This window comes from Paenibacillus sp. XY044, from assembly GCF_002257645.1.
In the GTDB taxonomy this organism is placed as follows: domain Bacteria; phylum Bacillota; class Bacilli; order Paenibacillales; family Paenibacillaceae; genus Paenibacillus_AQ.
The window spans coordinates 803,716-819,960 of record NZ_NQMO01000001.1; the positions used below are offsets into that span (position 1 = coordinate 803,716).

Genomic DNA, 16,245 nt, shown 5'->3' on the forward strand with positions numbered 1-16,245 from the left:
CCGGTGAGGAGGCGGTTTTCTGTTTCAAACGCGGGATATGCTCGTTCCGGGGTCACCCCGCTTTTTTCGCCAAATTCATTTCCACGCACATTAGAATAAAGGCGCCGGCGCCGTGCAGATCGTTCTCGCTCGTAGGACGGGCAATATAGTGGGCGTAGTCTCCAATCCCTGTACCGATGCATATTTGGCCGATGATCACGCTGCCGTTCCCGTCAAACTTTAGCGTATCGATGACGCCTTGATATCCCTTCCAGGCGTATTGAAGATAACTTTCGTCCAAATAGCCGAACCGCACCGCTTTAGCAATGGCGTGCACGTACAAGGCGGTACAGGAGCTTTCCAGCCAGTTGTCCGGCCGGTCGCCCTTGTCGACAACCTGATACCATAAGCCTGATGCGGAATCTTGGTATTTCGTCAGGGCGGTTAGCAGTTCTTGCAGGATTCCGGTTAACGCCGCTTTGTCTTTATGATCCTCGGGCAGATGTTCGAACATTTCCAGCAGGGCGACGGGATACCAGCCAATGGCGCGTCCCCAGAACTCCGGAGCGAGGCCGGTTTCCGGGTCGGCCCAGGCCGCTTCTTTGGTCTCATCCCATCCGTGGTACATGAGTCCGGTGCCCGGATCCTTGGTATGCTCCGCCATCAGAACCGCCTGGAAGGCCATCATGTCAAAGTAATCGCTGTCGCCAAACGTCTTGCCGAACTGGACGGCGATCGGCCCAGCCATATATAACCCGTCCAGCCACATTTGGTTCGGGTAATGCCCCTTATGCCAAAACCCGCCCGACGGATTGGTGTTCCAGTTCTTTAACAGCGGGACAAGCGTGTGCAGCGCTTTTTTGTAACGCTCGTCTCCCGTTTGTTCATACAGGTTGAAGAGAAGCACGCCCGGCTGAATATCATCCAGCTCATCGGGGTTGTACTTTTTGATGCTGCCGTCCGCAAGAATCTGACTGTCCACCCACCGTTTGATGTAGTCATAATACGGATCTTTTCCGGTTTGCTGCCAGCATTTCTCCATGCCGGACAGGAAGACCCCCTGGTGGTAATGGAACCGGTCCGGAGGAAGCAATTCGGGTTCGAATTTGTTCATCAATGCTTCACAGGCTTGCTCGGCCCACTGAATGGGCGTTCTTTCCTCTTGCAATGGCTCTTTGGACTGAAGTTCAGACGTGTTCACGATCACATTCCCCCTCCTTGTGCTTATGCCTAGATTATCACAGGAATATGTACGGTTTTTGCAGGAATACGCAAAATCTTCTTATATCTTGCGTCAATTCGAAGGGAGCGTATAATGAAAGCAAACCGGTGGGGAGGTTGGGGTACTGATGGATGATGTTAACTATGAAAACGCGGAGGGGACCTTCTCGCTATCCTACCGGAAGGCGCTGAGCCATCATATGCCGTCCAGCCATTTTCACAGTACATACGAAGTTTATTATTTGATGTCCGGCAGCCGTGAATTTTTCATTAAGGACCGGACGATGGTTGTCAGTGAAGGGAATGTCGTCATCATTCCCCCCAACATTCTGCATCGTACGACCAATGCGGCCATGCCAAAGCATGAGCGGCTCGTCATTAACATCCATGAATGCTTCATGGCAATGAACGGAGCTTATAAAGACACGCTGCAGCCGCTGTTTGATCACGAATACGTCATTGTTAAATGTTCTCCCTATGACCGTTCTTCTTTAGAGACGATTTCACGGGGCATTATTCAGGAAATGCAGGATCAAAGACCAGGCTTCGAAATGTACGCGCAGGCCTTGGCGCTGCAGCTGCTTATCCTTTGCTGCCGGCATGCGGGCCAGGTTCATCCGGAGAGGCTGGAAGCTCCAAGCCCCATGCACGAACGAATCTCGGAAGTTGTCCATTATATCAACCAGCATTATATGCAGGAGCTGCCGCTTCATGGGTTAGCAGAGAGGTTTTACACGAGTCCATATTATTTGAGCAGGTTTTTTAAGATCGCAACAGGCTTTACCTTCGTGGAGTATGTGAACAGCGTCAGGATCAAGGAAGCGAAGAAACTGCTCGAGCGGACGACATTGAAAGTCCACTTGATTGCCAAGAAGGTGGGGTTTGGCAGCGTCACGCATTTCGGCCGTGTGTTTAAATCGGTTACGGGACATGCTCCTCTTTATTATAGAAAGGGAAATTCGTAGTGATCCTGCATTGACAATTTCCTCCCCGGGGTTATAATCAAATTTGTCAATGACTTATAGAAAATGTTAATGGATGCATGTCCGAATGCGCTCTTATTTGCTGTATAGCAGGACTATGCTGCTGTAAAGCGATAAGGACATCATCCCTCGCTACAATATAACCAGGGAGGAAATCGGATGATTTGGTTGTTGCTGGCAGCCGTTATCGTCATTGGAATATGGCTGCTCCGGAATATCCTGCCTGTCCATGGTCTTACGCCCATCCATCCCGACGAACTGAAAGTCATCGCCGGGGATCAACAAGACATCAAGATGCTGGACGTGAGAGATCCGGTGGATTATTTGCGGGAGCACGAGAACGGTACGGTGAATATTTCGCTCGGCCGGTTGCCTTTTCTCTGGAAGAAGGAATTGTCCGCTTCCGAACCGGTTGTGATTCTGGGCGGCAGTCACCGGCAGAGCAAGCAAGCGGCCAGGTTTTTAAAACGGGTCGGATTCCGTCAGCTGTACATCATCAAGGATGAGCCGAGACGGAAAAACCGGCAGGGCCAGACGGGGACGGCGGTATGCTGCTCCGATTGCTGCCACTGACGGGTATAGGCAAAAGACATAGGCATAGATTCGACTTCGGCCGGCAAGCCCCCAAAGACCAAACGTCTTTGGGGGCTTTTTTGGAAAAACTTCCGCTAAATGCGGTCTGGCTTCTTAGAATGCACGTCGATAGACGCTGTGACAAAAGGTTCAGGTTTCCGAACGGAAGGTGGCGCCGAGCGGGCTGCCCAGCCCGAAATAGTGGCGGAAATTGTAAATGAGCGGCTTCCAGCGCCGGGGGTCGACATGATGCTCTCCGATCAGGATGTTCTCATGGGCATGAACCCGGACCGCGCGGGTTTCCACGATCGCGAAGAAAGGATCGTATTCGGGTACCGTCATCCGCTGGATCCGGGCTTCAATCTGCAGCGGACATTCGGCAATCCGTGAGGGCTGTACCACCTCGGCATCGACGGCGGTGAAGCCCCCTGCGGCAAATTTATCCTTGCAATGCGTAAATCCCAAAGCTTCCTTGTACTCTGGAACGGCTGTTCTGCCCGTATATGGGGCAAGGCGCTCCACGTTCTCCCACAGCGGGGCGGAAGGGATATTGATGACGCATTCGGGATGACGGGTCAAATTGTCATAAGCTTTGCTGCTCGTTGAAATGCCGAGGACGATATTGTCTCCCAGTGCAAAGGATGAGGAGATCGGGGTAATATTGACCGTGGTATCCTCGTTCCATGTCGTGATCAGGATGACAGGCATGCCATAATATAAAATTTTCGGTGTGATGGCACGGGTTTGCGGATCTGCTGCAGTCATTGGCAAACGCCTCCTTTTTGTAAGTACTTGAACATTGTAACCGGTTCATATTACAATGTTCATCGAAATATGGAATGCAAAGGAGGGGGCAAGATGAAGGCAGGACCGATTGCGGCTCATCCCGCGGCCATGATCAGCGATCCTTCGCGTGCGGCGATGCTGACCGCGATGATGGACGGCCGGTTTCATCCGGCCAGCGAGCTGGCCTTTATGGCGGGGATTACGCCGCAGACGGCGAGTTACCATCTGTCCAAGCTGGAAGATGCGGGAATGGTCGCTATGCACAAGCAGGGGAGGCACCGATATTACGGCTTGAAAAGCCATGACGTGGCTGCCGCGGTGGAAACGCTGCTGCTGCTCGCGCCGCCGGTTGAGATCAAGTCGTTGAGGCAATCGGAGGAAAACCGCCATCTGCGGCGGGCGAGAACTTGTTACGATCATGTCGCCGGAGACCTGGGCATCCGCCTGAGAGACGCCTTGATCGATGCCCGCGTCATTCGGGAGGATGAGGACGCCTTTGCCATTACCGGGGAAGGGGGCGCCTTCTTCGCACATTTGGGCATTGATGTGGAAGCCGCCCGAAAAAAACGGCGCAGCTTTTGCAGCAAATGCCTGGACTGGAGCGAGCGCACGCCGCATTTGGCCGGCTCTCTGGGCAGCGCCCTGCTGGAGCGCCTGCTCGAGCTTCGCTGGCTGCGGCGAATGGAAGGAACGCGAGCCCTGCGCATTACCGATGAAGGGATCTGCGGACTGCGGGAGACTTTCCATATCGAGATACCCTGATCATCAAACGATCCGTGTATTGCGGCTCTTCTACGAGCCGCTGCTGCCGGGTCGTTTTTTTATATCCGTTGGATGATGCTGAAGTCCTGTAGGTTCCCGCCTTCACCCCATCTTTTGTCCATCCTAACGTTTTTTTCGGCGACCGACGAATTTTCATGTCCTGCTTCAATAAGAAAAAACGGCAGTGCGACCACGAATAACGGCGATTGTGATGGGGACCTTGCCTGGTTACAATTCAGTTCATGACGAACGACAATACAACAATCAGGGAGGGTGACAGCGATGAAGCAGGTGAAGGACGAGGACATCAAGAATTCAGGGAGGTATATGGAGGACTCCGGGCTGACGCGGGAACGGTGTCTGGAGGCCATGGAATTTATCCGGCGCCAAGTGGACCGGAATCTTCTGACATTTCAGGACGACACGTTTCCATCGGAGGCGAGCACGAATCTGGTATACCGGGAGACCGGAAACAAGGAGTGGACGCCGGCTTTCTGGACCGGGATGCTGTGGCTTGCTTATGAAGAGACCGGCGATGCCAAGTACCGTGCCGCCGCGGAGGGCCAGCTGGACAGCTACCGCAGGAGGGTGGAGGAACGGCGTTATACGGACACGCATGACTTAGGGTTCCTATATACGCTGTCCTGCGTGGCTTCCTACAAGTTGACCGGAAACGAAGAGGCCAAGACGCTCGCCGTCCAGGCTGCCGATCTGCTGATGGAGCGTTACTGGGACAAGGCGGGAATCATCCAGGCTTGGGGGAACCTGCAGGATCCCAGGCAGCAGGGGAGGATCATCATTGACTGCCTGATGAATCTGCCGCTGCTGTATTGGGCATCAGACGTGACCGGTAATGCTAAATACAAGGCGGCGGCTGAGTCCCACGCCCGGAAATCGGCGGAACACCTCATTCGGGAGGACGCGTCCAGCTATCATACGTTTTATATGGATATCGAAACGGGACAACCGAAGTATGGCTCCACCGCGCAGGGGCATGCGGACGATTCGTGCTGGTCGCGCGGACAGGCGTGGGGGATTTACGGCTTTCCGCTCTCCTACCGCTATACTGGCGATCACAGATATCTGCAATTAACGGCCAGGTTGGCGAATTACTTCCTGAACCGGCTTCCGCAGGACGAGGTGTGCTACTGGGATCTTATATTTACGGAAGGGGATGAGGAGCGGGACAGCTCCGCTGCGGCCATTGCGGTTTGCGGATTGATCGAAGCCGCGGCGCATTTGCCGCTGACCGATCCGCTGAAACGGATATATGAGAATGCCGCTCTACGGATTTTAAAATCCCTGGTCGATCATTATATGACCTGGCACGTGCCGGAGTCGAACGGCATTTTGCTGCATGCCGTATACAGCAAGCCGGGCGGAAACGGCGTGGACGAATGCTGCATCTGGGGCGACTATTACATGTACGAGGCGCTGGTTCGCGTAACCCGGGACTGGAAGCCGTATTGGTAGAAGGGGGCCATACGTATGGGAGAGCAAGAAGTAAAGAAGCGTGATCCGTCCACGGCATGGTGGACGGATGCGAGGTTTGGCATGTTCATCCACTGGGGACTGTACGCGGCGCTGGCTAAAGGCGAGTGGGTCATGTACGGCGACCAGATCCCCGTCCGCGAATACGAGAAGCTGGCCGGGGACTTTAATCCGCAGCAGTTTGATGCCGCGGCCTGGGTACAGCTGGCTAAAGACGCAGGGATGAAATATATCGTGATTACGGCCAAGCATCACGACGGTTTTGCCATGTTCCGTTCCGAAGCCGATTCCTTCAACATCGTGGACGCGACGCCGTTTGGCCGCGATCCGATGAAGGAGCTTGCCGAGGCATGCCGCGAGGCGGGAATCGTGCTCTGCTTTTACTATTCGCATGTGATTGACTGGCATCATCCCCATTCGCTGCACAAGGAGCATAACAACACCTGGGATTACAAGCTGGAGGAGAAGCATTTTCCCGAATACTGGGAAGGCAAAGCGAAGCCGCAGCTGAAGGAGCTGCTTACTTCCTACGGGCCGGTCGGCCTGCTCTGGTTTGATACGGCGGGCGGCTTATCGGAAGCGGACAGCCGCGATGTCGTGGCCTTTGTGAAAGGACTTCAGCCGGACTGTCTCATTAACTCCAGGGTGTCGCACTTCGTCGGCATGGGCGATTATGTCTCCAAGGGAGACAACGAAATCGGCATGAGCGGTGAGGATCAGCGGCCATGGGAAACGCCGATGACCTTAAACCAGTCATGGGGGTATACGACCCGGGATCAGGTCTGGAAGACGGCGGAAGCTATGATCAAGAAGCTGGTAAACGTCATCGGCAAGGGCGGCAACCTGCTCTTGAACGTCGGTCCAACGCCGGAAGGGACGATTCCGGAACTGTCCGTGGAGCGTCTGCGGGAGGTCGGAGAATGGACGCGGCGGAACAGCGAAGCCATTTACGGCACCGAAGGCAGTCCATTTCCGGCTGAGCTGGAATTTGGAGCGGTGACAACCCGCCCGGGACGAGTGTACGTGCACATTCATAACGACAAATGGCCTGCGGACGGCTTGGTGATGCATGGCATCCGCGGCGAGGTATCACGTATATTCTGCCTGGCCGATCCGCAGAAAAAAGAACTGGCGTTCCGGCAATCAGTTGACGATGCACTCGATCTGCACGTGCTTAAGGTAGAGCTTTCAACCGAACCGGCTGACGAGCATGTGACGGTTATTGCCCTGGAAATGGCCGGAGAGCATGATTTCGACCGGACGTTAACACAGCTTGACGGGGGCCGGCTGCAGCTGGATGTTCCCCAAGCCAGCATAAGCCTTGTCAGGGAGGAAGACGAGGCGGCGGGAATTCCGGCGCTGCGGAAGGCGGAGTGGACCTTCAAGCTCGTTCAGCCGGGCACCTATGAATTGATGCTGATCAGCTTCAAACGGCATGATCAGGACTGGGCCGGGCTGTATCCGGAACCGGTCGTCCTGGAGACGGATGAAAGCTGCCTGGTTACCGATCCCGCGGAAGATGGAGAGGATCCGGATTCTCCATCATGCCAGCATCCATACATTCCGATACGATCTCGATTGGGACAAATCACGTGGCGGGAGCCCGGAATCCATACGCTGACGCTCCGCTCTTCGAAACTGAAGGACCCGTCTCCCAAATTCACGGAAATCTGGCATGCCGACGCGGTGAAGCTGCGTGCCGTAAGGCTTGTGCGGGTTCAGGATTAGCCGCCCGGATGTAGAAAAGTTAAGGCATGATTAAAAAAATCAGTCCGTCATCTTACGAAAATACTGCGCTCCTTTCAAAGCGGCAGTATCGCAGCAACAAGCAGGTTTCCTATACTTTGGGTACCGGCGGCTTCACATCAATCAGAGTCCGGTCAACTGGATTTATTTCAAAAAGGAGGCGCTTACATGAGAAGAAAAGCTCAAAATTGGGGCACTGCGGTGCTTGCAGCCGCTCTGGTCCTGTCGCTCGCGGCCTGCGGCGGCACCTCGGGGAACGATCAAGCGAAAGGGGATGCGTCCACAAGCGGGAAGACAGCCGAGCCGGAGAAATTAACCCACCTGACCTATTGGGTCAGCATGCACCCCGCTGCAGCCGCCCAGATGAAGACGTACGCCGAAATGGGCATGTATAAAGAACTGGAACGAATTACGGGTGTCAAAGTGGACTTCCAGCACCCACCGACCGATTCTACCCAGGCCCAGGAGCAGTTCAACCTCATGATGGTCTCCGAGAAACTGCCGGACGTGATCGAAACGTCATGGATCGGGTATCCGGGGGGACCTGAAAAGGCGATCCAGGACAACAAAATTATTAAGCTGAACGATTTAATCGACCAAAATGCACCGAATTTGAAAAAGCTGCTGGATGAGCACCCCGATTGGAAAAAACAGGTGACCACCGACGACGGCAGTTTATATATGTTCCCGTTCTTCCGCGGCGGCGATAAGGTTCGTGTCTTCTACGGCCCGTCGATTCGCAAGGATTGGCTCGACAAGCTCGGGCTTCAGATGCCGACGACGATCGATGAATGGCACGAGGTGCTCAAGGCGTTTAAAGAGAAGGATCCGAACGGCAACGGGAAGGCCGATGAAATTCCGCTGTACTTCACGAAGGACGATATCGGAACGGACGCGCCTTTCCTTGGCGCTTGGGGCATCAACTACGGCTTCTACCAGATCGACAACAGCGTAAAATACGGGCCGATCCAGCCGGAGTATAAAGAATTCCTGGCCACGATGAACCAATGGTACAAGGAAGGGCTGCTCGACAAGGACTTCGCCGCACCGAACGACAAGCTGTTCGATGCGAAAATGACGGGCAACCAGCTGGGCGCCGCTCCAACGTATAACGGCGGCGGTATCGGCAAGTACGCCAACCTGATGAAGGACAAGGATCCGAAATTCAACCTTGTGGCTGCTCCGTATCCGGTACTGAACAAAGGCGACAAGCCGATTTGGGGTCAAAAGGATTTTGCCACGAACGGCATCGGTGCCGCCATCTCGACCAGCAATACGAATCCGACCGAAACGGTCAAGTGGCTGGACTATGCTTACGGGGATCAGGGCAACCTCCTGTTCAACTACGGCAAAGAGGGAGAAGCATACACGATGAAGGACGGCAAGCCGGTCTTCCTGCCCGAGGTGCTGAACCCGCCGAGCGGCGTCAGCCTCCAGCAGTCGTTTGCGAAGCATAACCGTTCGACGTGGAGCGCGCCGTTCGTGCTGAGCGATGAATTCCAGATGCAGTATTTGGCTCTCCCGAATCAGAAGGATGCCTTGACCGTATGGTCCCAACCGACCGGGGAACGCAAAATGCCGCTCGTGACACCGACCAAGGACGAGAGCTCCCAGTTCGCTTCGATCATGACGGACATCAATACCTATAAGGACGAGATGTTCCTCAAGTTCATCATGGGCGCGGAGCCGATCGACAACTTCGATAAATACGTGAAAAAAATCGAAGCAATGGGCATTAACGACGCGATCAAAATCCAGCAGGCGGCCCTGGACCGGTTCAACAAGCGTTAATAGAAAAGTCATAAGGCGGCGAAAATGCCGGGCAGGGAACGTCCGCCTCCCGGCTCGCCCTTTGTTTGAATACCACAATCCGCAGGAAAGGCAGGGGGTTACATGTGGCAGGTAACCGATAAGAAGTTGATGAAGAAGCGCCCGCTGCGCAGCCGGACCGATCTAACCACGGGGCAAACCATCCGCAAGGATCTCCGCCGCAACTGGATCATTTATATCATGGCGCTCCCCGTCATTGCGTATTACTTGATCTTTCATTACGGACCGATGTACGGTCTCCTGATCGCATTTAAGGATTATTCACCGGCTCAAGGGATCTGGGGAAGCCCGTGGGTCGGATTCAAGCATTTTGACAGCTTCTTCAACGGCATCTATTTCTGGAGGCTCATCCGCAATACGGTCCTGATTAACGTCTATGATCTGCTGTTTGGCTTTCCGGCGGCGATCCTGCTTGCGCTGCTGCTGAACGAGATTCGTAAAATGGCGTTCAAGCGATTCGTGCAGACGATCTCCTATTTGCCGCATTTTATTTCGATCGTCGTTGTCGCGGGGATGATGTTTGACTTTCTAAGCCGTGACGGACTGATCAATCAGCTGCTGGGGTTCATCGGCGTAGATCCGATCGATTTTATGAAGGAGGCCGGCTGGTTCCGTTTCATTTTCGTATCGTCCGGCATTTGGCAGGGCATCGGCTGGGGCTCCATCATCTATTTGGCGTCGATCGCCAATATCGACCCTACGCTGTATGAGGCGGCCAAAATCGACGGCGCGAGCCGCTGGAGACAAACGTTCCATATCACCATACCGGGCATCATGCCCACAATTGTCATCATGCTCATTCTGAACATGGGACATATGCTGTCCGTGGGCAGCGAGAAGGTGCTTCTGCTGTACAATCCGCTGACTTACGAAACGGCCGATGTCATTTCGACCTATGTATACCGAAAAGGGATTTTGGAGGCGAGCTACAGCTTTACTGCCGCGGTCGGCCTGTTCAATTCCGTCATCAGCCTGATTCTGATCGTGTCGGCAAATGCCATCAGCAAGCGCGTGTCCGAAAACAAACTGTGGTAGGAGGGACCATCCGATGATTGCACAAACGAACGGCGAAAAAGTATTCGGCGTGATCAACACGCTGCTGATGCTGCTGCTCTGCTTCGTTACACTATACCCGTTCCTATATGTTTTGTTCGCTTCCCTGAGCGATGCGGCGAGCTTTATCCAGCACCGGGGCATCCTCCTCCGCCCGCTCGGATTTAACTTCGAGGCTTACAAGGCCGTTTTCAAGAACCCGATGATTACAAGCGGCTACCGGAATACGTTGTTTTACGTGGCGGCGGGCACGGCCATCAACCTGTTTATGACGGCTTTGGGGGCTTATGTGCTGTCGCGCCGGAACCTGTATTTTAAAAACCTGATGATGTTTGCGATCGTCCTGACGATGGTGTTCAGCGGCGGACTGATTCCGACGTACATCCTGGTCGGCAAGCTCGGAATGATGAATACCCCCTGGGCGCTGCTGATCCCGGGAGCGATCTCCACGTTTAACCTGATCATTATGCGGACGGCGTTCCAGGGCGTACCCGTGTCGCTCGAAGAGTCGGCCAAAATCGACGGAGCCGGCGAGATGACCATTCTGTTCCGAATTGTCATTCCGCTGTCGATGCCTGTCATCGCGGTGATGATTCTTTGGTATGCGGTTGGGCACTGGAACTCGTATTTCTCGGCGCTCGTGTACCTGCGGGACCGGACGATGTATCCGCTGCAGCTCGTTTTGCGCGAAATCCTCATCGCCAATTCCACCGACTCCATGTCCACAGGCGTGGCTGCGGACGACAAGTACGCGATCGGCGAAACGATCAAATACGCCACCATCATCGTGTCGACGCTGCCGATCATTTGCCTGTATCCGTTCCTGCAAAAGTATTTCGTCAAAGGGGTGCTGATCGGCGCCATCAAGGAATAAAAAACTGCCCGGAGCCCTGTTCCTTGCATTATAATGAACATACAAGTTTCATTGATGCGCATGTCGGTCGATACATGAACAAGGTAGGGGGAATGCTTGGTGAAATGGCTGCTTCGTCCGCTTGGAATCGGTCATCTGCGAAGCGTGTGGATGACGATGCTGATTTCCAATCTGGTTCTGCTGCTCATCCCGGTATCGATGGGAGCCTTCTTGTACACCAAAGTCGAGGCAAGTTTGGAAAGCGGTGCCAACCGTTCCAATCAAGCGATGCTGGAGCAGCTCAAGCTGTCCCTGGACAGTAAATTAAGCGATGTGGAGAAGCTGGCACAGCAGATCATTTTTGATCCGAAGCTGGAGTATCTGCTCAAACTGGACCAGGACGCGGGCGGTCCCGACCGGTACCAGTTCATCGAATTTATGCGGAACACCATGTCAAGACAGGGGAGCCTGACGAACTTTATCCTGGATTACTATGTCTATTTCCGCAAGAGCGATCTGGTGATGAGGCCCGGGCTCCTCACCGATTCGCACAAATTTTACGATATGTATTACAGCTACCAAGGCATGAGTTACGACCGCTGGCGGGAAAGCATGCTCACAAGCTTCCATACGATGGATTACCTACCTTCGGCCACGCTGCTGCGTACCGCCGAATATGATCCGATGCAGAGCATCGAGAAGACGCCGCTGAACGTCATTACGTTTGCCCAATCGCTTCCAGGGCGGGACCGGCGTGATATTACAGGGACCTTCGTCATTCTGATCGACGAGAGCCAGATTAAGGAAATGTTTGCCCAGATTGAATCCGCGAGCGACAGCTCGATCTACATCGTGAATTCGGACGGCCGGACGATCATGGCGACGGACCGCCAGCCGCTGCCGAGCGAATTGGTATCCCGCATCACCGGGACCGGAGGGTTGTTCAATCAGACGATCAATGGCGATCAGAAAATGGTATCGTATACCTCTTCCGAAAAAGAGGGATGGAAATACGTTCTCGTTACGCCCAAAAGCGTCTTCATGCAGCAGATCATTCTGATCAAGCAGTGGGCGCTGATCCTGTTCGCCCTTTGTTTGGCCGTGGGACTGACCGCAGCCTTCGTTATCGCTTACCGGAATTACAGCCCGCTGCGCAAAACGGTCAATGCCATTCTCAGGGGAACTGAATGGAGCGGCAGACCGCAGATCAATGAATATGAGCTGATACTGCAGTCCATCGAAGGCTCTTTGCATACCGAAAAAAATTTACGCAGCCTGCTCGCCCAGCAAACGCCCGTCATCCGCTCGAACTTCCTGCTGCGCCTGCTTCGGGGGCAGATGGACGTCGATGCGTCCCGGGAAGGCGGCCAGTCGCTGCGGTTTATGGATATTAAGTTCGTCAGCGACGAATTCTCGGTCATTGTCGTCCAGCTGGACAGCATTGCAAGGTTCAACGCCGAGCCAAGCGAGGAGCAGTGGGCGCTCGCCCGTTTTATCGTATCGAATATCGGCACGGACCTGATCGAATACCCGCACAAGGTATTTGCCGTTGAGCTGGACCGGGACCGGGTGGCGATGGTGTGCAACTTTGCCGCAGAACAGACCGAGGGCGGCGAGAAGGTGACCCGGGAGCTGGCCACAGCGCTCAAAAGCATGATCGAGGAACGGTTCAAGATCGATCTTACCGTAGCGGTGGGCCTGCCTCACTGCGGTGCGAAGAGCATCAGCGAGAGCTATGCGGAAGCGGCGTCCGCATTGGAATTCCGGATTATCAAGGGCGGCGGGACGATCATTTATTTTCAGGACATCACGGATGTTCATTCCCATTATTATTACCCGGTCGATATCGAGGTCCAGCTGATTAATTTTGTGCGGAGCGGTGATGCCGATCATGCCCTCCAGCTGCTGGACACGATTTACGCGATGAATTTCGAGTCGGGCAGCATTACGCCGGAATACGGGAAATGTCTGTTCTTTAACATTACCAGTACATATTTGAAAATAATGAACGCGACAGGAATGGACCAGAACGACATTCTCGGACCCGATATCGATTTGGTGAAGGACATCTTCTCGTATGAAACAGCCGAAGGGATGCACAAGCGGATGAAGCGGCTGTATGAAATCCTTGCGGAGAGCATGGTTTCGGACAAAAGCGGCCACAGCGCCCAGCTTCTGCAAGAAATGGAACAGTTCGTGGATGAGCATTTCACCGATTCGAACATGGGGCTTGGCATGGTGGCAGACCATTTCGACATGACGCCGCAGTACGTATCGACCTTTTACAAAAAACAGAGCGGGACCAATCTCAGCGACCATATCGCCAAAAAACGGATTGATTTCGCCAAACGCCATATGGGAAACAAGGAATTTACGAACGTCCAAATCGCGCAAATGGTCGGATATACGAGCGACGTTGTCTTTATTCGGGCCTTTAAAAAGATTGAAGGCGTCACGCCGGGGAAATACCGGGAGCTGATGATGTCGTGCATCTCGGATGAAACCGGGTGAGCTGCAATGGAAGGCGGGGGATGAATCCCGCCTTTTTGCGTTTTTTTGAATAAATCGGCGGAAAAGCCCACAAACTCTGGTTGACATTCTTCTCCATCCCTGAATATAATGTGCTTAACAAGTTTATATATGAATATATGCTCATATTATATTTTTGGTGTTGGATCGGAGGCATTTAGATGACTGAAGCCGTCTCAAAGATCAAGCGTGAGCTGCTGCTCGAGGGCTTGGATTGTGCAAACTGTGCCATGAAGATCGAGGATGGCGTCCGGAAGATGGATGGCATTTCTTCCTGTTCGGTGAATTTCGCCAAATCGACGCTGACCTTTGAATCCCCAGAAGACCGGGGCGAATGGGTATCGGAGATTACGAAGAAAATCAAAAAATTGGAGCCGCATGTGAGCGTACGCGAATTGAATCCGCGAACGGCAAGAGTTCATTCGCAAGGGACTCATGGACATTCTCATGATGGGCATGCGCATGCTCACGAAGGCCATAACCATGGAGCGGGCGATCATGAAGCGCATGATCACGCCGACGGCCATGATCATGGGCATTCGCACGATCACGGCAGCGCCGGCATCCGGATCATGTCTATCCGTTTGGCAGCAGGGGCGGTGATCACGGCGGCCGCAATGCTGCTGCCGGTCACGGGATGGGCTGAGCTTGCCATATTTCTGGCGGCCTATCTCATCACCGGGGGAGATATCGTTCTCCAGGCGCTCCGCAACATCGCCAGAGGACAGGTGTTTGACGAGTACTTCCTCATGTCGGTCGCGACGATTGGTGCGTTCTGCGTAGGGCAGTATCCCGAAGGGGTGGCCGTCATGCTCTTTTACCAAATCGGTGAAATGTTCCAAGGCATTGCGGTCAACCGTTCGCGCAAATCCATCAGCGCCATGATGGATCTCCGGCCGGACTATGCGAACCTGAAGACGGCGGACGGAACGAAGCAAGTGACTCCGGAGGAGGTCGGGGTCGGCGATACGATCGTGGTCAGACCCGGAGAGAAGATTCCGCTCGACGGTAAGGTGACCGAAGGCCGCTCGATGGCGGACACGTCGGCGCTGACCGGCGAATCCGTCCCGCGTATACTGGAAGCGGGAGATGAGGTGCTGAGCGGGTTCATTAACAAAAACGGCGTCCTTACGATCGAGGTGACCAAAATCTACGGCGAGTCCACCGCTGCCAAAATTTTGGATCTGGTCCAAAACGCCAGCAGCAACAAGGCGCCTACCGAAAACTTCATCACGAAGTTCGCCCGGTTGTATACGCCGGTCGTCGTCATTGTCGCTTTGCTCCTTGCGCTCGTTCCGCCGCTTGTGGTGAGCGGCGCGACGTTCTCCGACTGGATCTACCGGGCGCTGATCTTTCTCGTCATCTCATGTCCCTGCGCGCTGGTCGTATCGATTCCGCTCGGATTTTTCGGAGGGATCGGCGCCGCTTCGAAGGCGGGCATCCTGGTCAAAGGGAGCAATTACCTGGAAGCCCTGAACGATGTGAAATACTTCGTGTTCGACAAGACGGGTACGCTGACTAAAGGGACGTTCCGGTTGACGGAAACCCGTCCGGCACACGACGGGATCCGTCCTGAGCAGCTGCTGGAATATGCAGCCTTTGCCGAATTTCACTCGAGCCACCCCATTGCTGAATCGATTCGGGACGCTTACGGGAAAGAGATGGATGTTTCCCGCATTCAGGACTACAACGAAGTGGCGGGACACGGCGTTCGCGTGAGATTGGACGGGGCCCAGCTATTGGCCGGCAACGCGAAGCTGCTGAAGGATGAAGGCATGGAGGCTCAGCAGCCGGATGCTCCGGGCACTGTCGTTTATGTGGCCGTGGACGGAAAGTACGCCGGTTATCTGCTCATATCGGACGAAGTGAAGGAGGATGCCGCCCAAGCGGTGGGCGCGCTTCAGAAACGTGGCAAACAGACGGTTATGCTGACAGGTGATGCGCGGCCGGTGGCAGAGAAGGTTGGGAAGCTGCTTGGCGTAAACGAGGTGCATGCCGAACTTCTTCCCCAGGATAAAGTGGAACATATGGAACGTCTGAGCCGGCTGAAGCAGCCCAAGGAAAAAATCGCTTTTGTCGGGGACGGCATGAACGATACGCCGGTGCTGGCAAGGGCCGACGTGGGGATCGCGATGGGCGGCCTGGGGTCGGACGCGGCCATCGAGGCGGCGGATATCGTCATTATGAACGATGAGCCGTCCAAAATCGTCACCGCCCTAGGCATTGCGGGGCGTACGCGCCAAATCGTATGGCAGAACATCATCTTTGCGCTGGCGGTTAAAGGGGTTTTCCTGCTGCTTGGCGCCTTCGGCATCGCGACGATGTGGGAAGCCGTCTTCTCGGATGTCGGGGTCACCCTGCTGGCCGTATTAAATGCGATGCGGGTATTGAAGTTGAAATAATGAAACGATTCCGATATTGTGGTGTACGAAATAACGG

The 16,245-nt window shown here is 54.4% G+C and carries 12 protein-coding genes; 10 read left to right on the forward strand and 2 right to left on the reverse strand.

What is annotated here, in order from left to right:
• Positions 1 to 52: 52 nt before the first annotated feature.
• A complete protein-coding gene (locus CJP46_RS03865; protein WP_256992174.1) occupies positions 53 to 1,180 on the reverse strand; it encodes a glycoside hydrolase family 88/105 protein in 1,128 nt (375 codons plus the stop codon).
• 148 nt (positions 1,181 to 1,328) lie between these two features.
• On the opposite strand from CJP46_RS03865, the gene CJP46_RS03870 reads away from it, so the two are divergent.
• Positions 1,329 to 2,165, forward strand: a complete 837-nt coding sequence (locus CJP46_RS03870; protein WP_094594264.1) for an AraC family transcriptional regulator — start codon at positions 1,329 to 1,331, stop codon at positions 2,163 to 2,165.
• Between the two features lie 177 nt (positions 2,166 to 2,342).
• Positions 2,343 to 2,756: a rhodanese-like domain-containing protein gene (locus CJP46_RS03875; RefSeq protein ID WP_094594265.1), complete on the forward strand. Its 414-nt coding sequence runs from the start codon at positions 2,343 to 2,345 to the stop codon at positions 2,754 to 2,756.
• Positions 2,757 to 2,906: 150 nt separating this feature from the next.
• On the opposite strand, the gene CJP46_RS03880 is transcribed toward CJP46_RS03875, so the two are convergent.
• Positions 2,907 to 3,521 carry a flavin reductase family protein gene (locus CJP46_RS03880; protein ID WP_094594266.1) on the reverse strand — a complete coding sequence of 205 codons (615 nt, stop codon included), beginning with the start codon at positions 3,519 to 3,521 and terminating at the stop codon, positions 2,907 to 2,909.
• 93 nt (positions 3,522 to 3,614) lie between these two features.
• On the opposite strand from CJP46_RS03880, the gene CJP46_RS03885 reads away from it, so the two are divergent.
• From CJP46_RS03885 to CJP46_RS03920, 8 genes are all read left to right on the forward strand, one after another.
• Positions 3,615 to 4,304, forward strand: a complete 690-nt coding sequence (locus CJP46_RS03885) for an ArsR/SmtB family transcription factor (protein WP_094594267.1) — start codon at positions 3,615 to 3,617, stop codon at positions 4,302 to 4,304.
• Positions 4,305 to 4,586: 282 nt separating this feature from the next.
• The gene (locus CJP46_RS03890; protein WP_094594268.1) at positions 4,587 to 5,777 is read left to right on the forward strand and encodes a glycoside hydrolase family 88 protein; all 1,191 of its coding nucleotides are present in this window, start codon (positions 4,587 to 4,589) and stop codon (positions 5,775 to 5,777) included.
• Positions 5,778 to 5,792: 15 nt separating this feature from the next.
• On the forward strand, positions 5,793 to 7,523 hold the full coding sequence (locus tag CJP46_RS03895) for an alpha-L-fucosidase (protein WP_094594269.1): 1,731 nt from the start codon (positions 5,793 to 5,795) through the stop codon (positions 7,521 to 7,523).
• 186 nt (positions 7,524 to 7,709) lie between these two features.
• A complete protein-coding gene (locus tag CJP46_RS03900) occupies positions 7,710 to 9,332 on the forward strand; it encodes a type 2 periplasmic-binding domain-containing protein (RefSeq protein ID WP_094594270.1) in 1,623 nt (540 codons plus the stop codon).
• Between the two features lie 129 nt (positions 9,333 to 9,461).
• Positions 9,462 to 10,406, forward strand: coding sequence for an ABC transporter permease (locus CJP46_RS03905; protein WP_094595055.1), 945 nt, complete (start codon positions 9,462 to 9,464; stop codon positions 10,404 to 10,406).
• Between the two features lie 13 nt (positions 10,407 to 10,419).
• A complete protein-coding gene (locus tag CJP46_RS03910) occupies positions 10,420 to 11,298 on the forward strand; it encodes a carbohydrate ABC transporter permease (protein ID WP_089546747.1) in 879 nt (292 codons plus the stop codon).
• A gap of 99 nt (positions 11,299 to 11,397) precedes the next feature.
• Positions 11,398 to 13,788, forward strand: a complete 2,391-nt coding sequence (locus CJP46_RS03915) for a helix-turn-helix domain-containing protein (RefSeq protein ID WP_256992175.1) — start codon at positions 11,398 to 11,400, stop codon at positions 13,786 to 13,788.
• Positions 13,789 to 13,967: 179 nt separating this feature from the next.
• On the forward strand, positions 13,968 to 16,208 hold the full coding sequence (locus CJP46_RS03920; protein WP_094594271.1) for a heavy metal translocating P-type ATPase: 2,241 nt from the start codon (positions 13,968 to 13,970) through the stop codon (positions 16,206 to 16,208).
• Positions 16,209 to 16,245 lie beyond the last annotated feature (37 nt).

Excerpts from the sequence above, each read along its gene's own strand:
- CJP46_RS03870 (WP_094594264.1), top strand. The coding sequence starts at position 1,329 with ATGGATGATGTTAACTATGAAAACGCGGAGGGGACCTTCTCGCTATCC.
- CJP46_RS03875 (WP_094594265.1), top strand. The coding sequence starts at position 2,343 with ATGATTTGGTTGTTGCTGGCAGCCGTTATCGTCATTGGAATATGGCTG.
- CJP46_RS03880 (WP_094594266.1), bottom strand. The coding sequence starts at position 3,521 with ATGACTGCAGCAGATCCGCAAACCCGTGCCATCACACCGAAAATTTTA.
- CJP46_RS03885 (WP_094594267.1), top strand. The coding sequence starts at position 3,615 with ATGAAGGCAGGACCGATTGCGGCTCATCCCGCGGCCATGATCAGCGAT.
- CJP46_RS03890 (WP_094594268.1), top strand. The coding sequence starts at position 4,587 with ATGAAGCAGGTGAAGGACGAGGACATCAAGAATTCAGGGAGGTATATG.
- CJP46_RS03895 (WP_094594269.1), top strand. The coding sequence starts at position 5,793 with ATGGGAGAGCAAGAAGTAAAGAAGCGTGATCCGTCCACGGCATGGTGG.
- CJP46_RS03900 (WP_094594270.1), top strand. The coding sequence starts at position 7,710 with ATGAGAAGAAAAGCTCAAAATTGGGGCACTGCGGTGCTTGCAGCCGCT.
- CJP46_RS03905 (WP_094595055.1), top strand. The coding sequence starts at position 9,462 with ATGAAGAAGCGCCCGCTGCGCAGCCGGACCGATCTAACCACGGGGCAA.
- CJP46_RS03910 (WP_089546747.1), top strand. The coding sequence starts at position 10,420 with ATGATTGCACAAACGAACGGCGAAAAAGTATTCGGCGTGATCAACACG.
- CJP46_RS03920 (WP_094594271.1), top strand. The coding sequence starts at position 13,968 with ATGACTGAAGCCGTCTCAAAGATCAAGCGTGAGCTGCTGCTCGAGGGC.